The sequence below is a fragment of the Bartonella tribocorum genome (genome assembly GCF_002778015.1).
GTDB lineage: Bacteria > Pseudomonadota > Alphaproteobacteria > Rhizobiales > Rhizobiaceae > Bartonella > Bartonella tribocorum_B.
This window is the reverse complement of the sequence record NZ_NJPP01000009.1, coordinates 30,802-50,775: the sequence shown is the minus strand read 5'-3', so window position 1 is coordinate 50,775 and position 19,974 is coordinate 30,802. Positions and strand designations below refer to the sequence as shown.

Below are 19,974 nucleotides of genomic sequence, written 5' to 3'. Positions count from 1 at the left end.
GTTCAGAAGTTCCCATGGAGCAAGTTCCAAGTCAGCAAACTCCTGTAGATCAAGTACCTGGTTCAGAAGTGCCTATGGAGCAAGTTCCAAGTCAGCAAACTCCTGTAGATCAAGTGCCTGGTTCAGAAGTTCCCATGGAGCAAGTTCCAAGTCAGCAAACTCCTGTAGATCAAGTGCCTGGTTCAGAAGTTCCCATGGAGCAAGTTCCAAGTCAGCACTCTCCTGTAGGTCAAGCACCTGGTTCAGAAGTGCCTATCGAGCAAGCTCCAAGTCAGCAAACTCCTATAGAATAGTTGTTAGAAATACCTGTGGAGCTGATGCGGCTGTATGAGATCCTCAGGTGGTGTTGCAAAGGTTCGTAGGAGGTGAAGAGGGGACTAAGTGTAAAATATCAGTGGAATAAATATCATGATTTTGAATCTACTTTTATTTTAACAAGACGATCCACTGAGTATTTAGGCAAGCTTTAATTTATTTTGAGATAAATAGCTATTTGTAGAATATACAAAGAATGGTGTTTATGCATTTCAATACAAAGATAGATAGCGTGAAAAACAAGTTTTTATGTTGTTTGAGATAAAGCTTAAGAAGAAGTAACGTTTTAGTTTTAAAGGATTTATGTTAAAGAGAGCATTGAAGTTATTTATTATAATAACCTGCAATTGAAATCAGCAATTGAGAGAATAATCAGAAAACGTAATGAAAACCGTTGCAATGACAGTTATTGGTGCTGGTTCTTTTGGTACTGCATTAGCGGTTGCTCTTGCACGTAATGGTCATAATATTTTACTTTGGGGGTATAATTCTCAACATATCAAAGAATTACAGGAAAAACGTTGTAATCAAGTATATTTACCTGATATTCGATTTCCTGAAAATTTATTCCTCGAAACTTCGCTTGAAGCGGCAATAACAGCAAGCCATAATATATTAATTGCTGTTCCAAGCCATGTATTTCATCAAGTTTTGTATAATATTCAGCCTTATTTGGATCAGTATTCACGGGTTATTTGGGCAACGAAGGGTTTAGAACATGGTACAGGACGTTTTTTACAAGAAGTTGCTCGTGAGATTTTGGGCGAAAAAATTCCTTTAGCTGTTTTTTCTGGGCCAACTTTTGCTAAAGAATTGGCTATTGGTTGGCCTACTGCAATGACGATAGCAGCTTCTGATAATGCATTTGGTAAAGAATTGCAGCAATTTTTTCATTGTGATAAAAGTCTTAGAGTTTATAAAAGTTCAGACATGATTGGTGTTCAATTAGGGGGAGCTGTCAAAAATGTTATTGCTATTGGTGCAGGCATATCAGATGGCATGGGATTTGGGGCAAATGCGCGAATAGCTCTGATCACACGAGGATTAACTGAAATCAGTCGTTTAGGGGAGGCAATGGGTGCTGAGCTTTCCACATTTATGGGAATGACAGGCTTAGGTGATTTGGTTTTGACATGTACTGATAATCAATCGCGTAATCGCCGTTTTGGAATACTTCTTGGTCAAGGAATAGAGATAAAAGAAGTGGAAAAACAAATTGGTCAGGTTGTAGAAGGATACTTAAATACTAAGGAAGTTCATACGTTAGCACAACGTATTGGAGTGGAAATGCCAATTGTAGAACAAATTTATCAAATTCTCTATTGTGGTAAAAACATAACTGAAGCGGCCAACACATTACTAAGCCGTGCTCTCAAGGATGAAACGCGTTAATATTCTGTGTTTTTAAATGATTCCAGTCGTAAAAAATAGAAGTATTCTATGATAGGAATATAAAATAGATTGTGTTGATGGTTGTATAAGACAATCATATTCTAACAAATTATAAATCCATAGAATTTGATTTTTTATAAAATATGGTTGAAATATAAAAATTTGGGCTGTTGTTTAGATCATTTCTTTGAAAATAAATTATTATTTCCACATGACACATATTTGTATAATGTTAATTAAAAAGATATTTTTATTTTTTCTTAAACACATCTCACAATAATACTTGCAAACAAAATAATAGAAGATTTCATTGGGGAGGATCAGCTTTTTGTTTATAGAAGGTATAAGCTAAAAATATCATTGCTATTATCCAATTTCCTATATTATTTTCCGCGTGTGATAGCTTTTATATGCTAGATAGGGAGAGGGGTATTCCATATCTCTATTTGTGTAATTTCTGGAAAAAGATGGCAACCTAATTTGGTAAGAATATAAAAGTGGAAACTATCTTGTGGGCTTTACACTCATCTTTTCATTCAGCTGTACGACTTTCAAAAGCATCTAAAGCAATATCTTTTAAATAACAGAGATTACCTCATGCTTTTATTTTTCTCATTTTTTTATGGGGCATGCCCCTCACAAAAACAAAACACTATGACTGTGGTTTATTCACGTCCTTTTTAAAAAAGGCATCGCCCATGCAACCCCATTCCAAAATGGTACTACAGTATAATTAGAATCCCTATGAAATATACAAAACCCATTATGTCTCCCGTCTTTACGTTTGTGAAGGAGAAGGCCAAACGCATACACTTTTCCAGCCCTCACAATGTTGAGGTAGCTTTTGGTATTTGAGACGTTTTAATAGAAGATATTTACGTCTTTTCTTTTTCTACATATCAAGGCTGTTTTTTATATGCAAAAACGATGTTTTGATTCAAATGTGAAGGTCTGAAATTGAAAGAATATTATTGTATTTGTGGCTGTCTTTTAAACTGAAAAATAATGTGGTCATAAAAATAAGATTGAGTTGTTTATATTGGAGTAGAATCTTAAATATCGTGAGATTTTCTCATTTCAAATCTCTCTATATTGAATCAATGAAAATTATTCTCTTGCACGTTAAAAGCGGGAAAAGTCGTGTGGCTAAAACGATTAAGAAATGACTAAAAACACCTTTTATGAACCGTTTCAAGTTCTAAAATATTGCTACATTGGGGAAAGTAAATATAACGGTGGAGTTTTTTTCTTCACAAGCGTAAAGATATGGGCACAGTGGCTTTATGGTTACTCACGTTGCAAAATGGGCTTGGGAGCGAGATGTTTTAAAAAAACACGTGAATTAGCAACAAAAGTGCCTTGGGCTTAGGGCATTCTGTTTTGCATGAGAGGCATGACCCCAAAGAGACATGTGATAAACAAAGGCATGAGGGAAGGCGTAATCTTCATTATTTAAAAGATATTGCTTTAGATGCTTTTGAAAAAGTCGTACAGCTGAATGAAAGGATGACGGTAAAGCCCACAAGATAGTTTCCACCTTTATATTCTTACCCAATTAGGTTATCATCTTTTTTCAGAGATAAATTAAACAAAGATACCCAATAAATTTTCTCCCATTTGGCATAGAAAAGCTGCAACAGTAGAGAAAGTACTAAACCGCCTTAATATTTGTCCTAAATATGCTGGGGCTTTTGGATGGGATATTGATTTACAAGCCGTGGAAAAAGTACGGGCTTTGTTAGGAAAATAACATGATAAAACACAAAACTTTCCAGCAGAATGGGTTGGAGAGGTAAACCGGCTTTTTATAAAACATTTTGCAAAACAATAACATAATATACTTTTTGTTTGCTTATTTTTATGGGGGCATACGCATCCTTTGCATTATATTCATAAAGACCAGATTGAAAGAAATATATAAATTATCCTTGGCTCGAAAATATGAAAGGAAAACAAATACTCAACAAAATTTTGTCTCCCTTTTCAACAGAGGCATGAAAAATCTTGAAACAAACCGTTTGCTATCTCGTAATGATTTCTTTTTTCTGCAACCGGTCATGTTCCCTTGGTGAAAGTTGTATGTCATCATATATGCAACAGATTAGATTTGAAGGCCGTCTCCATGAGGGTTCAGTAGAAAAAGAATTCGATACGCGACTAAAACGCTCTACAGATGATTGATTTTATTTTTTAAGTCGGATGTTTTTTATCCTTCTTGTGTATCGTCATTTTTTTTCAGTTCTTCAAGAATTGGCATAGACATGACGTTATAGCCTGAATCAACATAATGGATTTCACCTGTAACGCCTGATGACAAGTCTGAGAGCAGATAAAGAGCAGATTTTCCAATTTCATGAATATCCACGGTACGACGTAATGGAGCATTACGGCGTTGATGTGAAAATATTGCACGTGCTGCTGCAATACCATTACCTGCTAGGGTCCTAACAGGACCAGCTGAAATTGCATTAACACGGATATTTTGCGGGCCAAAATCTGCCGCTAAATAACGGACCATAGCTTCTAAAGCAGCTTTAGCAACCCCCATGATATTATAATTAGGGACAACTTGCTGTGAAGCGCCATAGGTAAGGGTTAAAAGTGCTCCTCCATGAGGCATAAGCTTTCCCGCGCGCTGAGCAATTTCAGTAAAGGAATAAGCTGAAATAACCATTGTACGTTGAAAGTTTTCACGCGTTGTAACATCAACGTAACGTCCTTTGAGCTGATTTTTATCTGAAAACCCAATGGCATGGACAATAAAATCAATCGCTTTCCATTCTTTTTCAAGTTTCTCAAAGACGTAGTCAACGTTTTCAATTTTTTCAACATCACACTCTAGAACTAATTTGCAGCCAAGCTTATTTGCTAGGGGCTGAACACGTTTTCCAAAAGCTTCTCCTTGATAAGTTAAAGCTAATTCAGCTCCTGCTTGTGCGAGTTGGCAGGCAATGCCCCAAGCAATTGAATGGTCATTGGCAATTCCCATAATAAGGCCACGTTTGCCCTCCATCAAACCTTTCATATTATTCTCCGTAAGACCGTATTTTTTTCAATTACTAAGAACTTTTATTTATCCATAGCGTTGAAAAACAAGTGTTGCATTGGTACCGCCAAAACCAAAAGTATTTGACAATACGGTATTCAGTTGTTGATGATCACGTCGTTCACGAACGATTGGCATATCAGCAAAAGCTGGATCAAGTTCTTCAATATGGGCACTTTCACAAATAAAATTATGATTCATCATTAACAATGTATAGATCGCTTCGTGAACACCTGCGGCTCCTAAGGAATGCCCTGTTAGAGATTTGGTAGCAGAAATGGGTGGGCATTGATCACCTGCTCCAAAAATACGGCGGATAGCTTCTATTTCAGGAGGGTCACCAACAGGGGTTGCTGTAGCATGGGGATTGATATAATCAATTTTATGATTGACTGTTGCAAGGGCCATGCGCATGCACCGTTCTGCTCCCTCTCCTGATGGAGAAACCATGTCATGCCCATCGGATGTTACACCATATCCAACGATTTCTCCGTAGATTTTTGCTCCGCGTGCTTTAGCAAGTTCTAGGTCTTCAAGGACTAAAACACCCGCACCCCCAGCAATAACAAATCCATCACGATTGACATCATAGGCACGTGAAGCTTTGTGAGGAATATCATTATATCTGCTAGACATAGCGCCCATAGCATCGAATAAAACAGAGAGTGTCCAATCCAAATCTTCGCAGCCACCGGCAAAAATGCGCTTCTGTTTACCATATTGGATCATTTCATAAGCATTCCCAATACAATGATTGGAGGTAGCACAAGCTGAAGAGATTGAATAGTTCACCCCTTTTATTTTAAAGAAAGTTGCTAATGTTGCAGATGCTGTAGAACTCATCGCTTTAGGGACAACAAAAGGCCCAACACGTTTTGGACCTTTTTGGCGTGTAATATCAGCGGCTTCTACGATTGATTGCGTTGAAGCACCTCCAGAACCCATAATAATACCTGTGTGTTCGTTTGATACTTCATGAGACTCTAGACCAGCATCAGCAATTGCTTGATCCATGGCGATATGATTCCAAGCTGTTCCACGTCCATGAAAGCGTAGGGCGCGTCGATCGACCAATTCTTCTATATTAATATCAGGTTTACCGTAAACTCTGCTACGAAAGCCTAACTCAGCATATTGAGGTGCGTAAGAAATTCCAGATTTTGCCTCACGTAAACTGGTTAAAACGGCCCCTGGATTATTTCCAATCGCTGAGACAATTCCCATTCCAGTTACAACAACTCGACGCATTCATACCTCCTTATTCCATACAGAATAGTAAAAAATTCTTCCTGATGAAAATAACATTCAAGCTTCTTTGAATAAAGCAACGCGCAAATCATTCGCTTTATAAATAGTCTCTCCATCTGCTTTTAGACACCCATCAGCTATTCCTAAGACTAAATTCCCACGTCGGATACGCTTAAAATCTATCTCATATTCAAGAAGTTTAGTTTGTGGCGTTACCATACCTGATAGTTTCACCTCACCTGTCGATATTGCTCTTCCTTTCCCTGGTTCTCCTAACCAACCAAGAAAAAAACCTGTTAATTGCCACATACCATCCAATCCCAGACACCCCGGCATGACGGGATCACCTATAAAGTGACAATTAAAGAACCACAGGTCTTCTGTAATGTCAAATTCAGCACGAACCATTCCTTTATCGTATTTACCACCAGTTTCACTGATTTGAGTGATTCGATGAATCATTAACATCGGCGGTGCTGGCAATTGCGCATTACCCCTCCCAAACATTTCGCCGCGAGCGCAGCTTAGAAGCTCTTCATAAGTGTAGCGAGACTTTTGTTCAGCCATTGTTACTCCATTTATCTGCATATATTTTTATTTCTGCGCTTTTTCCCAACCTACTTTTAGAGCAAATTTTAAAGAGAGGGAAATGATTTTATATCATTTTTAATGACAAAGGCCTTTTTTTATGTATCCTACGTAAATAATCATAAAAAAATGGAATACAAGATAACACCATACTATTCTCGTTTTTGTATTTTGATTTTATTGGAGTAGGAACATATTTTTTGGTTTATAATATGGCCATGAGCGCAGATAGTTTAGATCTGAATGAGGAGCAACAGCTCAGAAAAGAGTCTAGAGAGGATGTGCAGTGTTATTCCATTTCTATGTTAGAAAAACGTTTGCGTCAAAATGGTTTGCGTCCAACGCGTCAGCGGTTAGGGCTTGCACATATGATTTTTTCTCAAGGAAATCGTCATATTACTGCAGAAGAGCTTTATGAGGAGGTTGTAAGGGCAGGTGTGCCTGTATCTTTAGCAACGGTTTATAATACACTTCATCAATTTACAGAAGTGGGGTTGTTGCGGATTATTGCTGTGGAAGGTTCGAAAACTTGGTTTGATACCAACACTTCTGATCACTACCATTTTTATATAGAAGGCGAAAATCGTATTCTTGATATTCCATGCGATTTGGAAGAAGCTCTTATTATTAAAAATTTACCTACACCACCAAAAGATATGGAAATTTCACATGTTGATTTGATCGTGCGGTTGAAACCAAAAAATCAATCTCGTAATAGGGAGTGAGGGTGTTTAATGAGAAATAAAGATTAAACTTGATGCGTTTAAGCATTCATTATCTTTTTATTTTTTCATCAGGATAAATTCCCCATAAGTGAGATTGATGAAGCCAACCATGGACATTATGAAGAGTGATTTCACACCATTGTCCATCGCATTGGTGGATATTACCGATGACATTAGGCTCTACTTCTGCCACAAATTCTGCGTTGTCGTTGGGTGTTTTTCGGAGCATTAGTCTTTTTGTTTTATCTTTTTGCCATGGAAGAGTTATAGCAGTTCGCTTTCCTGATAAAAGCGATTGATACACCCACCCTTCATCGCCTTCTGCATCACGAATTTTGCGCCATTGATCATATTCTTGAATTATTTCAATAGGTAATCCCTTCTTTTTATAAGTAAAACTGATAGAATAGTTGCTTCCTGGTCCGACGCGTACATTAACACGGGTAGGCTTAATCGAAGCAAATCGAGGAAGGGGTAAACCACTAGGCCCTAAATTTTGATTAAATGTTTGTGCGTGCAACACATGAACTGAACCCAATACAATGACTTTTGCTATTAAAATATAGGATGCGAGCCTTGAAACGCGAAACCAATGAGAATTTTGCACACTTAACTCCTTTATTTTATCATAATACTGGAAATCTAACATCTGGAAGATAAGACTGGAAACGGATAAAAAGTATGGCATATTGCTCGTTAAAGAGATCTAAACGATAAAAAAATTGTTACAAAAACAGCAAAATAAGGAAAATAAAGGTTTGAATTTCTGAGTGCCTATCTTGTTTGTGAGGGTGTGGTTGTAAATAAATATTGGATTTTTATGGAGCCGTATGCGTGATAAAAGAGTAAAGCATATTGGGATCAGAACAGTTTTTGTACAGTAGATCAGGGCTAAAGTGTGGTATTTCTTTTCGGGATTTATTTCTCAAAATAGAAATATAAGAATACATCTTTATGAGCAAAAAACTGTTCAGTAAAGGGGGGATATGGGGTGTGAAAAGAAGTTTTGAATGGACAAAATAATGCGATGCATGAAACATTTAAGCGTAAAAATATAAGCAACATTATAGAGCAGATTGATATGTGAAAGACTCATTTTAACAAGACAATTTTACGCGTTTACGTGATAATCCATTTTATGAAATCTTTTATGCAATGATAACGCTTATCCGTGTGGCAGATAAGTTGATATCGTCATTTTACGGGTCAGCTTCCAATGTTATGTAATTCTTCATTATTTATAGCGCTCATAAGAAGCCTTTTTATTTTTTTCTTAAATAGCTTTTAATTTATTAGCATACTAACGCTGTCTGTGATGTACAAGAAAATAAATTTGATTGATTGAATAGGAGAAGGATATGATGAAAGACTTTACTGTAAAACAGAGCGCTATTTGGTTGCCAATTAACGGGCTTGTTTTAAAGAAACATCTCTCAAAGCGCATCCAAACCCATTTTACAGCATCGCCCATGAGGTAAATAAATCTATTGAGCCCTCCATCTTTACGTTTGTAAAGGAATAAGCTAACACCATCACACACTTATGCCAGCTCGTGTATGTTGTGACAAACTTGGCACTTAAGATAATTCATAAGGAGCATTTTTACTCCTTTCTTATACAAATTTTATCCAAATGCTAATCCCGTTTTTGTAACGTGCAGGCGAATGATTTCAAATGATGCAAGAGAGACAGATTTAAGAGAATCTTACGGTATTACCGGGTTCTAATTCAATATGAATAACGATAAATTATCATTATAAATCAATGTACTGTTGTGTTCAGAGCTATTACTTAATATGAATAACGATTACGTATGATGATAGATCAATGCGTTATAAATTTTTGGTTGTTATTTAAATTGTAAAATTATTTTCATAACAAATAGTAATATAAGGCAGATTCACACATATTAAAATACAGTGTTTTCTCTGTTTATTATCAATTTTTTCTTACTCAGTATAAAAAAGTTGAGTGAAATATTCAATTCAGTGGAGAGGCTGCTCGATACATCTATGAGGGAATTATATATGTGATTAGTAAGAAAAATTTATCAAGAAAAACTAATCTGTAATGCAGAGGTTAAAATTCTTCATTCTTTAGCAGGATAGAATCAAAAGATATAAAGACTTATATTGTTTCATTACGTAAGTGAAGAAAGTTATGTATTTTCATATTCTTACACACCCAATCGCATATCGCGGTAGTCATTTGTGTTTTGCAATCTGCTCTAAAATCTTCAAAAAATGCAGAATATTTAAGGACAAAAAAGAAAACCATCATGAGATCTATATATAAAAAACAGTTCTTTGAAAGATAACAAGAAGGAGAAAAATGATAGCGAAAAGTGATAATAAAACGTCTTACATTCGACTCACATTTCACATAGAAACAAATTGCTTAAATATTTCCAGTGTCGCTTGTTATCTATTTTTGAAAACCATAAGAGTGAAGTAAGCCCCATTTCTATGATAAAAAGTTTTATCACTTTCAGATCATTTATTCGTTTATACAGCTAAAACACGAGATAACATTGGACGCAAAACACCAAATACAAACATTCTACTACATTGCTATGAAGATAAAACTTTTCTGTAGCTTATTGTTTACTGCTTATGCGATTCTATGATGCATCAGATGCATATCACTTCACTGCAACAGTCCGTCCGTTACTCACAAAGCCCTCTCTTTGCGCACGCTTACGAGCAAGCTTACGTGTACGACGAATAGCCTCAGCTTTTTCACGAGCACGTTTTTCAGATGGCTTTTCATAATAACTACGCATTTTCATTTCACGGAAGATACCTTCACGCTGCATCTTTTTTTTCAACGCGCGGAGCGCTTGGTCAACATTATTATCACGAACGAGTACTTGCACTATTTATCCTGCTCTTTTCAGTGTCAAAAATGATAGGAAAAACCTACGTCCTTTTAAAGGCATACCCAAAAGGACAGAAATTTATATCATATAAATAAGACATTTGTCTATATCGCTTTTTCAAATTCTATCCTTTTTATAATAAAACGCATTTCATAATGAATGATAGAGCTTACGATTATAAACTTATGAAAGCCCTTGTATTTGATCATTTTCGTCAAGATAAATTTTTTCAGCGGTAGGATAATGCGGTAAACCGGGCATGGTCATAACGTCTCCACAAATGACAACAATAAAGCCGGCTCCGGCACAGAGACGAACTTCTCGCACAGGAATTTCAAAATCAACAGGAGCACCATATTGCTTGGGATCAGCAGAAAAAGAATAAGGTGTTTTTGCCATACAAATAGGGTAGGTGCCAAACCCTTCTTTTTCCCAAGATTTAAGTTGTTTAAGAATAGGAGTTGAGATGATAGCGCCACGCCCACCATATAGCTTTGTTATAATACAATTAATTTTTTGAACGAGGGGAATATCATCTTGATAGAGAACTTTAAAATGGGAATCTTGCTTTTCAATTAAGGAAACGAGTTCTTTCGCAAGTTCTATAGCGCCTTTTCCACCTTGTTCCCAATGCTTACAAATAAGTGCTTTGTGTCCAGTTGTTGCAACTATTTTTTGTAATGTTCTTATTTCGGCATCGCTATCGCTGTCAAAATGATTAATCGCGACAACACAAGGGATGCCGTAGAGCTCCATATTTTTGATATGCCGTAAAAGATTAGCTGCTCCCTTTTCTAAAGCGGTGATATTTTCTTCTGTCAGGTTATTTTTATCCACACCACCATTCATTTTTAATGCACGAATCGTTGCGACAATGACTGTAGCACTTGGTACAATACCTGCTTGTCGACATTTGATGTTGAAAAACTTTTCTGCTCCAAGATCGGCTCCAAATCCTGCTTCTGTGACCACATAATCAGTGAGTTTTAAAGCGGTTTTTGTTGCTATAACTGAGTTGCAACCATGAGCAATATTGGCAAAAGGTCCTCCGTGAACGAGAACAGGATTATTTTCAATGGTTTGTACAAGGTTGGGTTGTATGGCGTCTTTGAGAAGAACAGCCATTGCACCTTCCGCATTAAGATCAGCAACGGTGATGGGTGTTTTATCATAACGATAAGCAACAATAATTTTTTTGAGTCTTTGTGTAAGATTTTCTAAATTGTCAGAGAGACAAAGAAGTGCCATAATTTCTGATGCAACAGTGATATCAAAACCTGTTTGACGTGGAAAACCATTTGTTACGCCTCCCAATGAAATAACGATATCGCGCAATGCACGGTCATTCATATCAAGAACGCGTTTCCAAACGATGCGCCGTGGATCAATGTTTAGAGTGTTTCCCCAATAAAGATGATTATCGATCATTGCGGCAAGAAGATTATGAGCTGCTGTAATAGCATGAAAATCACCGGTAAAATGTAAATTAAGGTCATCCATTGGGACGACTTGCGCGTAACCACCACCAGCCGCACCACCTTTGACACCAAAACAGGGACCTAAAGACGGTTCTCTCAAAGTGGCTATAGTTTTTTTTCCAATGAGATTAAGAGCATCACTCAGTCCAACTGTTGTTGTTGTTTTTCCTTCTCCAGCAGGTGTAGGATTAATAGCCGTGACAAGGATAAGTTTACCATCTGGATTTTTATTAAGTGATTTTATGTAGGCAGAAGAAATTTTAGCTTTATCATGACCATAGGGAATGAGATTTTCATGTGAGATACCAATTTTTTGTGCAATTTCAGTAATATGCTTCTTTTTAGCAGTGCGAGCAATTTCAATATCTGTTTTATGCATGGAAAAATTCTCTAAAATAAGCTTTTATTAACGTTTGGGATCTGTACTCTATGGATTAATAAGAAGAATCCATAAAGACCAGAAACTATAAGATATCATAGAGATCAATGATATGGCACGCAAGAGATAAGCTAAAGGACTGCGAGAGGATTCTTATCGTTTTTGGGGAAAAAGAATCTCGATTTTTTAAGTTTCGATAAGTTTTTAGTTGATCAGCAATATCACTCTCAATATCAGCAAATGATGAACATCAGAAGAAAGTTTTTGGGTAATTAATTAAAGGACTTTTGATGCAGCGCTATTGATGTGAGTTTTATATCTCATATTTGTTGTTTTGAAGAGCATACTGAAAAAGTTTTAGAGAGCGGTAAACAGCAATTTTGGGTGGCATACTTAAAATCCCTCTGAAGATAGGGGAACAACAATGAAATATTCAGAAATATCCATCAATGGAAAAAAGAAATAAGCACGTAAAAAATTATCTAATTGACTAAAGGGTATAAACTTGAAGAGATCAAAAATAGGTGTATAGATTGAGAAAAGAAAACAACACACATCACGCATACAATCACTACGATTATTTCTAAAAAAGCACTTTGGAGCTGAATTAAAGGCCGCATAACAAATACCATTCTATCAAAATGGCTAAAGAAACGCCTCATAATAGAATGGAACAAAAAACATCAAAGATGAGAAAAAATGAATCACATAAAAGAAATTCAAGAGGTTTGAATTTACGAGTAAGATATTGAATTTGATAGATGGCGCACCCGAAGAGATTCGAACTCCTGACCCCCAGATTCGTAGTCTGGTGCTCTATCCAGCTGAGCTACGGGTGCACACGCTTTGTTTTTCTACCTTATCTAAGATACAAGGGTTCCTAATCGTTTCACCAAAGAAATGCAAGTGAAACTTGGGTTGTCATAAAAAAAATCTCTTTTTTTATGAGATATTTTAAAAATGATATAATAATATTACGGTTTAAATTGATTTTAATATGAGCATTTTCTTGTTGTGACCGTACAAAGCGATATGAACGATAGTTAACTTGACGTTTTAGTCTATGAAAGATAGTCAAGCAGAGATGAGGTATGTTTTTGCGGTGGGGGGTCAAGTATACACCTGCTGTTTGGTTTTTCTGTAAAACGCCGATATTACTGTTGAAAACTATTTCAGATAAACATGACACAGCAAGGGTGGATGTATGACGTTATTAAAAAAGATTTTTCCATTGGTGTTTTTAATTGTCGTTTTAATGGTTACTTATTGGGCTGGAAAACGGAGTGTAGATCACCCCATTTCTACGGTGGATAAAACAAGGGTATCGTATAAAGCTTCAAAGGGAAAAATGGAAAGGCCACCGACAAATGTTGTCGTTGATTTTGTAAAAATTCAAGATTTTTATGAACAACTTAACGTTCTAGGGAGTGGACAAGCTCTCGCAGAAGTTGAACTTACCCCTTTTTCTCCAGGTGTTATTGATAAGCTTTTTGTGTCAGCTGGTACAAAAGTACAAGTGGGGGATATGATTGCAAAGCTTGATTCTAAAAAGGAGGAAATAGCAGCCGCAAAAGCAAAAGTACAACGTGATAATAATGCATTAACGCTTTCACGCATTCTTAAATTACGTGCCAGCAATACTGCAACAGAAGTTCAAGAAATTACAGAACGCTTGGAATTGGATAATGCAAATTTAGTTTTACGTAACGCTGAATTAGATCTTGATCGGCGAACAATTCGTGCACCGATCTCTGGAGTTGTTGGTATTTTGCCCATTGATGCGGGGAATAACGTGACCCTTAATACTGTAATAGGCCGTATTGAGAATAGAGAACGTATTTTGGTCGATATATGGGCCCCTGAACGATATGTATCACAGATCCATAAGGGAGATAAGGTTACAGCAACATTAACGGCGCAGCCAGATAAATCATTTGTTGGTTATATTTATGCAATTGATAATGTCGTTGATCCAGAAAGTCGCACACTTCATGCTCAGGTTGAAATCAATAATGAAAAAGATACGCTCATGTCTGGTATGTCCTTTTCTGTTTCTTTGCAATTCCATGGTGGCTCTTTCCCTGTTGTTAATCCTCTTGCGATTCAATGGAACAGTAAAGGGTCATTCGTTTGGCGTGTGAGAGAAGGAAAAGTAGAGTCTATACCCGTATCGATTATTCAGCATAAAGCAGATCAAGTTTTTGTGAAAGCTCCTCTAGAAAATGGTGATCAAGTTGTTATTCAAGGGGTGCAAATGCTTTATCCAGGAAGTACAGTAATTATCGATGATCCAAAGTCCCATCAACAGCAAGTATCCGCAGTTTATGGAATGGATATATAATGAGCCAAGAATTGAGCACAAAACAGCCAATGTCGCAGGTGGAGCAAGGGGGGCTCATTGCCTTATTTATTCGCAGACCGGTTTTTACTTTTGTTTTAAATGCTATGATCATCATTGCAGGATTTGCAGCATGGTTGAATGTTGATGTAAGAGAATTACCCGATGTTGATACGCCAGTAACAACAATTGTAACGGTGTTTTCTGGTGCGTCAGCGGAAACAATTGATCGTGAAGTGACAAAAGTTATAGAAGATGCTGTTTCTCGTGTCTCAGGTGTTAAGACGATTTCTTCAACATCTTCTTTTGGACTCTCTCGTGTGCAAATTAATTTTAATGTCGGTGTTGATTTGAATATAGCGGCATCTGATCTTCGTGATGCTCTGTCTCGCATTACTTATTCTTTACCCAAAAATGCAGATTCTCCTTTGATTATTAAAGCAGATTCGAATGCTGCTGCCATGATGTATTTGGTTGTGACATCACCAACAATGAGTATTGATGATTTAACAACAGTTGTAGACGATCAGATTGTTGATGCAATTTCTGCTGTTGATGGTGTTGGTGATGTACAGATCGATAGTGCTCGTAAAAAGATTTTTCAGATTGATATAGATCAAGCAAAACTTGCAAGTTATGGATTAACTGTCGCAGATATTTCACGTGTTCTTGCTGATATGACAACGGATGTGCCGGTAGGGTCATTACGCAATTCTAAGCAAAGTTTAGTTGTCCGTGCTACAGCACGTTTAACAACACCAGAATCTTTTGAACAAGTTGTTTTAAAGCCTCATGTGCATCTTGGTGATGTTGCACATGTGACTTTATCACCGGATATAGAAACGGTTATTCTTCGTATCAACGGAAAGGCAGGGATTGGGTTAGGTATTGTGCGTAAAGCGCAATCCAACACCCTTAATATTTCTTCAGGTGTGAGGGCCGTTGTTGATAATCTCAAAAGTGTCATTCCTTCTTCTGTACATATAGAAGTTATTAATGACGATGCAATTTTTATTAAAAGCGCTCTTCACGAGGTTGAGGTTGCATTGGTCATTGCTATTTTAAGCGTTATCTTGGTCATTTTTCTTTTTCTCAGAGATATTCGCGTAACGTTAATACCTGCTTTATCTCTTCCAGTCGCTTTGATTGGTACGATTGCAGCTATTTATTTTGTAGGGTTTTCATTAAATATTCTCACATTTTTAGGACTTGTTTTGGCAACAGGGCTTGTTGTGGATGATGCTATTGTTGTTCTTGAGAATATTGTTCGCTGGCGCAATATGGGGCTAGGGTCTAGGGCCGCAGCGGTGTTAGGAACCCGTGAAGTCTTTTTTGCCGTTGTTGCAACAACATTGACTTTAGTGGCTGTATTTGTTCCTATTTCCTTTCTTCCAGGACAAGTTGGAGGACTTTTTAGAGAATTTGGTTTTGTTTTGGCAATTTCTATTTTGCTTTCTTCAATTGTTGCCTTAACGCTTTGTCCTATGTTGGCTTCACGTTTTCTCAAAGAACATGTTGAGGAGACAGAGGAAAAAGCCCATCATTTTAATTTTTTATATAAATTTGGCTCTTTGTTTCATAAGGCATATACTTATAGTTTGCATAAGTGTTTGGGAAAGCCTTGGACTGTTGTTTTTGTTTCACTTGTTTTTGCAGTTCTTTGCATTGGAGGCTATACGAAGTTGCAACAAGAATTAACGCCAGCAGAAGACAGAGCCCTTATCTTTTTGGTCATTAATGGACCACAAGGTATTTCAACACAATATTTGAACGAACAAGTAGAACAAATTGAAGCAAGTCTACAGCCATTACGTGATGCAGGAGAGATTGCTAACACTTACTCTATCACGGGTATTGGCGGTTCACCCAATACTGCTTTTTTGGTTTTATTGCTTTCATCTTGGGATAAACGTTTACGCAGTCAGCAGGAAATCGTAAAAGATGTTAATGCAAAGGTTAGACAATTTCCGGCAGTTTTTGTATTTGCAGCACAGGGAAACTCTCTGGGTGTGAGAGGAACAGGGCAAGGATTACAATTTGCAATTCTTGGCAATGATTATGCAACATTACAACCCATTGCTGATAAGTTGGTGAGTACTTTACAGGATGATCCGCGTTTTATTCGCCCACGTCTTACTGTTGATGCCACACAACCGCAATTTTTTATTGAAATCAATCGAAAAAAAGCCTCCGACTTAGGGATTGATATAACCAATTTTGGCGATACATTACAAGCAATGTTGGATGGTAAAAAGATTGGTTCCATTAACGTGGATAATCATTCTTACGATGTTAAATTGATATCACGTAAAAATTCTATGAAGAGTCCTAGTGATTTAGAAAGTATTTTTTTAAAAACTAAAGATAATCGATATGTTCCTTTATCGGTTATTGCACGTTTGCATGAAAAAGCTATCGCCCCCCAATTAAAGCGGGAAAAGCGTATGAGTGCTATTATTTTGAGCGCAAATCTTGCTCCAGGTACCGCTTTAGGGGAAGCTTACCAAACTGTACAGAAAATGGCTTCTCCTTTGTTATCGAAAGGGACTTACGTTGTCCCCTTAGGGGAAGCCGAAACGCTTAATGAAACATCTTCCAATTTTATGATTGTTTTTGGTATTGCCTTTTTGATTATTTTATTGATTTTGGCGGCTCAGTTTGAAAGTTTTATTTCAGGATTCATTATCATGGCCACTGTCCCGTTAGGGATTGGTTGTGCTGTAATTTCTATGCTATTAAGTGGTGTAAGTCTTAATATTTATAGCCAAATTGGATTAATTTTGTTAATTGGCGTTATGGCAAAAAATGGTATTCTCATTGTTGAATTTGCAGATCAATTACGTGATCAGGGAAGAAGTGTGCGTGAAGCTGTAGAAGAAGCGGCAAACATACGCCTTCGTCCAGTTTGTATGACAATGATTTGTGCCATTTTAGGGGGTATTCCTTTGGTTTTAGCCAAAGGCGCTGGCGCAGAGGCACGTATAGCTTTAGGTTGGGTTATCGTTGGTGGTTTAGGTTTAGCGACTATTTTTACGCTTTATGTTACACCGGTTGTTTATCTTTTTTTAGGGCGTTTTATAAGGTCAAAAGCAGAAGAAGATTTGCGCTTAATAAAAGAACTCAAGCAAGTTAAATGATGTATCGAGTAGAAAAGATTTTAAAATTTATTTTTGTAAGAATATCATTTTGAGATCTTATTTTTTACTTTTATATTCCCTTATTTCTATGTGAGCAGTGAAAAGAGTGAGCAATATTAAGGAGATGATTTCTACTTTGTTATTATTTAGGCGTAAATTTCATTATCAATAACTGTATAGGATAAGCTTATGGGAGATAGCTTTTCACTTCGAAATGAAAAGGCTTTTGAAGCCACATTAAAGGCTTTAAGAAGCCATGCTGCAAATGATGGGGTCTATGATATTCGTCGGCATTTTTTAGAAGATGAACAACGTTTTTCTCGTTTTTCTCTCAGACTTGATGATCTTCTTTTCGATTTTTCAAAATGTGGTGTAACATTTAAGACATTGCAACTTCTAGATGATTTAGCTGTCGCAGCAGATGTATTAGGCCGGCGTGATGCAATGTTTTCTGGTCAGGCGATTAATACAACGGAAAAACGCTCCGTTCTTCATATTACATTACGTTTACCTGCTGACGAAATTTTCATGTTGGATGGTCATAATCTTATTCGTGATATTCAAGATGTTCTTGAAGATATGGAAAGATTTTCTGAAAAAGTCCGTGATGGCAGCTATAAGGGCAGCAGTGGCGAGAAAATAAGTGATATTGTAAACATTGGTATCGGTGGTTCTGATCTAGGTCCTGCAATGGTTACATATGCTTTAAAACCTTATCATGATGGTCCACGTTGTCATTTTGTTTCTAACGCTGACAGTGCTCATATTTCTGATACTCTCTCTATTTTGAATCCAGCAACAACACTGTTTGTTATTGCTTCTAAAACTTTTACAACGGCTGAAACAATGGTAAATGCTCAAGTTGCACGTCAATGGATTTCTTTACATTTAGGGGAAGAAGCTATTCATACGCATTTTGTTGCTGTTTCAAGTGCGCTTGATAAAGTGGCAGAATTCGGCATAGATTCGACCAGAGTTTTTAAATTTTGGAATTGGGTTGGAGGACGTTATTCCATTTGGTCCGCCATTGGGCTTGTTGTTATGTTGGCAATAGGGGGACAAAATTTTCGCCAATTTCTCAATGGTGCTTTGCAAATGGACCAACATTTTAAAACCATGCCTTTGCATAACAATATTCCCATTCGTTTTGCTCTTTTAGGATTCTGGCATCGTGTTATTTGCGGTTATTCATCACGTTCTATCATTCCTTATGCACAGCATTTAATACATTTTCCAGCTTATTTACAACAGCTTGATATGGAATCAAACGGTAAGCAAGTTTCGCTGGATGGAAAACCACTAAGTTTTTCAAGTGGCCCGATTGTTTGGGGTGATTCAGGAACAAATAGTCAACATGCTTTTTTTCAGCTTCTGCATCAAGGAACAGATGTTATTCCTGTAGAATTTATTTTATTTATAAAAGGGCATGAAAAAAATTTACATTCTATGTATGAGATGCTGCTAGCAAATTGTTTAGCACAATCAAAAGCCTTGATGAAGGGGCGTAGTATTGAAGATGCTCGGCATATCTTGATAAAAAATGGCGTTGATGAGCGTGAGGCAGATCATTTAGCAATTCATAGAAGTTTTGAAGGAAACCGTCCCAGCATTACGCTGGTTCAGGATTTATTAACACCTTTTGCACTGGGGCGTCTCATTGCGCTTTATGAACATCGTATTTTTGTTGAAGGGATTTTAATGAATATTAATTCATTTGATCAATGGGGTGTTGAACTTGGTAAGGAATTAGCAAATGAGTTATTACCAATTCTTCGTGGAGAAAGCAAAGCGGATCATCGCGATAGTTCAACGTTAGGGTTGTTAGCACATATTCAAGCAAGACGCGCAAAATAAATATAATTTTATAAGAGATTTTCTATTAATTAAGCAAAGATAGAATAAGAGAAAAATATGAGATAATTTTTTTATTTTGCTCTATCCTCCCTTATTATTTGAATGGGGTTTTTGTGACAAAAAATCAAAAAAGTGCAAAAATTGTAAAAATGAGAATTTATGAACAACAATGATAAAGAGCTTTGAAAGGTTTTGAAGATCTTTTGTGAACTCCTTAAAAACTCTTCGAAAAAAATAAATTGGTGCAAAACCTGCTGTCAAATGGTGCAAAACCAGATGACAAGCGACAGTCAAAATATACAAAAGTCACCGGCAGACTATAATTAAAGATATTTTACTTATATCACTTTAAGTAAACTTGGCGGAGAGAGAGGGATTTGAACCCTCGATAGAGTTGCCCCTATGCCGCATTTCGAGTGCGGTGCTTTCAACCACTCAGCCATCTCTCCATATCAAAGTGAAACAAAAGTTTGAGTGTATGAAGGGTAGATAACCTTCAATTGTTTTTGGTACAACCTTTTTTTCTTTTTTATCGGATTTTATTGACAGAGAATAGAAATTCCTTCATATATGCAAAATGTAAAGCGTGGAGAAAT

At 36.7% G+C, this 19,974-nt stretch carries 11 protein-coding genes, 2 tRNA genes and 1 pseudogene; 6 read left to right on the top strand and 8 right to left on the bottom strand.

What is annotated here, in order from left to right:
* Nucleotides 1-293, top strand: a pseudogene (locus tag CEV08_RS04155) (cytochrome o ubiquinol oxidase subunit IV); the annotation flags it as partial.
* A 406-nt stretch (nucleotides 294-699) separates the two neighbouring features.
* Nucleotides 700-1,707, top strand: a complete 1,008-nt coding sequence (gpsA, locus tag CEV08_RS04150; protein WP_100130494.1) for an NAD(P)H-dependent glycerol-3-phosphate dehydrogenase — start codon at nucleotides 700-702, stop codon at nucleotides 1,705-1,707.
* 2,206 nt (nucleotides 1,708-3,913) lie between these two features.
* Here the strand turns inward: gpsA and fabI are convergent.
* From fabI to fabA, 3 genes are read right to left on the bottom strand one after another with little or no spacing between them, the layout of a single operon-like run.
* Nucleotides 3,914-4,732, bottom strand: coding sequence for an enoyl-ACP reductase FabI (gene fabI, locus CEV08_RS04140; protein WP_100130493.1), 819 nt, complete (start codon nucleotides 4,730-4,732; stop codon nucleotides 3,914-3,916).
* Between the two features lie 48 nt (nucleotides 4,733-4,780).
* A complete protein-coding gene (gene fabB / locus CEV08_RS04135) occupies nucleotides 4,781-6,001 on the bottom strand; it encodes a beta-ketoacyl-ACP synthase I (protein WP_100130492.1) in 1,221 nt (406 codons plus the stop codon).
* A gap of 57 nt (nucleotides 6,002-6,058) precedes the next feature.
* Complete coding sequence (gene fabA, locus CEV08_RS04130) at nucleotides 6,059-6,568, bottom strand: 3-hydroxyacyl-[acyl-carrier-protein] dehydratase FabA (protein ID WP_100130491.1); 510 nt, start codon at nucleotides 6,566-6,568, stop codon at nucleotides 6,059-6,061.
* Between the two features lie 233 nt (nucleotides 6,569-6,801).
* Between fabA and irrA the strand changes: the two genes are divergently transcribed.
* Nucleotides 6,802-7,314, top strand: coding sequence for an iron response transcriptional regulator IrrA (gene irrA / locus CEV08_RS04125; protein ID WP_100130495.1), 513 nt, complete (start codon nucleotides 6,802-6,804; stop codon nucleotides 7,312-7,314).
* 49 nt (nucleotides 7,315-7,363) lie between these two features.
* Here irrA and CEV08_RS04120 read toward each other — a convergent pair whose 3' ends face one another.
* The 4 genes from CEV08_RS04120 to CEV08_RS04105 all read right to left on the bottom strand — a co-directional run bounded on the left by CEV08_RS04120 (nucleotide 7,364) and on the right by CEV08_RS04105 (nucleotide 12,888).
* Nucleotides 7,364-7,921: an SH3 domain-containing protein gene (locus CEV08_RS04120; RefSeq protein ID WP_100130490.1), complete on the bottom strand. Its 558-nt coding sequence runs from the start codon at nucleotides 7,919-7,921 to the stop codon at nucleotides 7,364-7,366.
* Nucleotides 7,922-9,955: 2,034 nt separating this feature from the next.
* Complete coding sequence (gene rpsU, locus CEV08_RS04115; protein ID WP_012754552.1) at nucleotides 9,956-10,189, bottom strand: 30S ribosomal protein S21; 234 nt, start codon at nucleotides 10,187-10,189, stop codon at nucleotides 9,956-9,958.
* 186 nt (nucleotides 10,190-10,375) lie between these two features.
* Nucleotides 10,376-12,049 carry a formate--tetrahydrofolate ligase gene (locus tag CEV08_RS04110; RefSeq protein ID WP_100130489.1) on the bottom strand — a complete coding sequence of 558 codons (1,674 nt, stop codon included), beginning with the start codon at nucleotides 12,047-12,049 and terminating at the stop codon, nucleotides 10,376-10,378.
* A 762-nt stretch (nucleotides 12,050-12,811) separates the two neighbouring features.
* Nucleotides 12,812-12,888 (bottom strand) — tRNA-Arg (locus CEV08_RS04105).
* A 365-nt stretch (nucleotides 12,889-13,253) separates the two neighbouring features.
* On the opposite strand from CEV08_RS04105, the gene CEV08_RS04100 reads away from it, so the two are divergent.
* The 3 genes from CEV08_RS04100 (at nucleotide 13,254) to pgi (ending at nucleotide 19,378) form a co-directional block, all read left to right on the top strand.
* Nucleotides 13,254-14,390 carry an efflux RND transporter periplasmic adaptor subunit gene (locus CEV08_RS04100; RefSeq protein ID WP_100130488.1) on the top strand — a complete coding sequence of 379 codons (1,137 nt, stop codon included), beginning with the start codon at nucleotides 13,254-13,256 and terminating at the stop codon, nucleotides 14,388-14,390.
* The gene (locus CEV08_RS04095; protein WP_100130487.1) at nucleotides 14,390-17,524 is read left to right on the top strand and encodes an efflux RND transporter permease subunit; all 3,135 of its coding nucleotides are present in this window, start codon (nucleotides 14,390-14,392) and stop codon (nucleotides 17,522-17,524) included. Before CEV08_RS04100 ends, CEV08_RS04095 begins: the two co-directional genes overlap by 1 nt.
* 189 nt (nucleotides 17,525-17,713) lie before the next feature.
* Entirely contained in the window at nucleotides 17,714-19,378 is a 1,665-nt protein-coding gene (gene pgi, locus CEV08_RS04090) for a glucose-6-phosphate isomerase (RefSeq protein WP_100130486.1), read from the top strand.
* A gap of 359 nt (nucleotides 19,379-19,737) precedes the next feature.
* Here pgi and CEV08_RS04080 read toward each other — a convergent pair.
* Nucleotides 19,738-19,827, bottom strand: a tRNA-Ser gene (locus CEV08_RS04080).
* Between the last annotated feature and the right edge of the window lie 147 nt (nucleotides 19,828-19,974).

Excerpts from the sequence above, each read along its gene's own strand:
- gpsA (WP_100130494.1), top strand. The coding sequence starts at position 700 with ATGAAAACCGTTGCAATGACAGTTATTGGTGCTGGTTCTTTTGGTACT.
- fabI (WP_100130493.1), bottom strand. The coding sequence starts at position 4,732 with ATGAAAGGTTTGATGGAGGGCAAACGTGGCCTTATTATGGGAATTGCC.
- fabB (WP_100130492.1), bottom strand. The coding sequence starts at position 6,001 with ATGCGTCGAGTTGTTGTAACTGGAATGGGAATTGTCTCAGCGATTGGA.
- fabA (WP_100130491.1), bottom strand. The coding sequence starts at position 6,568 with ATGGCTGAACAAAAGTCTCGCTACACTTATGAAGAGCTTCTAAGCTGC.
- irrA (WP_100130495.1), top strand. The coding sequence starts at position 6,802 with ATGGCCATGAGCGCAGATAGTTTAGATCTGAATGAGGAGCAACAGCTC.
- CEV08_RS04110 (WP_100130489.1), bottom strand. The coding sequence starts at position 12,049 with ATGCATAAAACAGATATTGAAATTGCTCGCACTGCTAAAAAGAAGCAT.
- CEV08_RS04100 (WP_100130488.1), top strand. The coding sequence starts at position 13,254 with ATGACGTTATTAAAAAAGATTTTTCCATTGGTGTTTTTAATTGTCGTT.
- CEV08_RS04095 (WP_100130487.1), top strand. The coding sequence starts at position 14,390 with ATGAGCCAAGAATTGAGCACAAAACAGCCAATGTCGCAGGTGGAGCAA.
- pgi (WP_100130486.1), top strand. The coding sequence starts at position 17,714 with ATGGGAGATAGCTTTTCACTTCGAAATGAAAAGGCTTTTGAAGCCACA.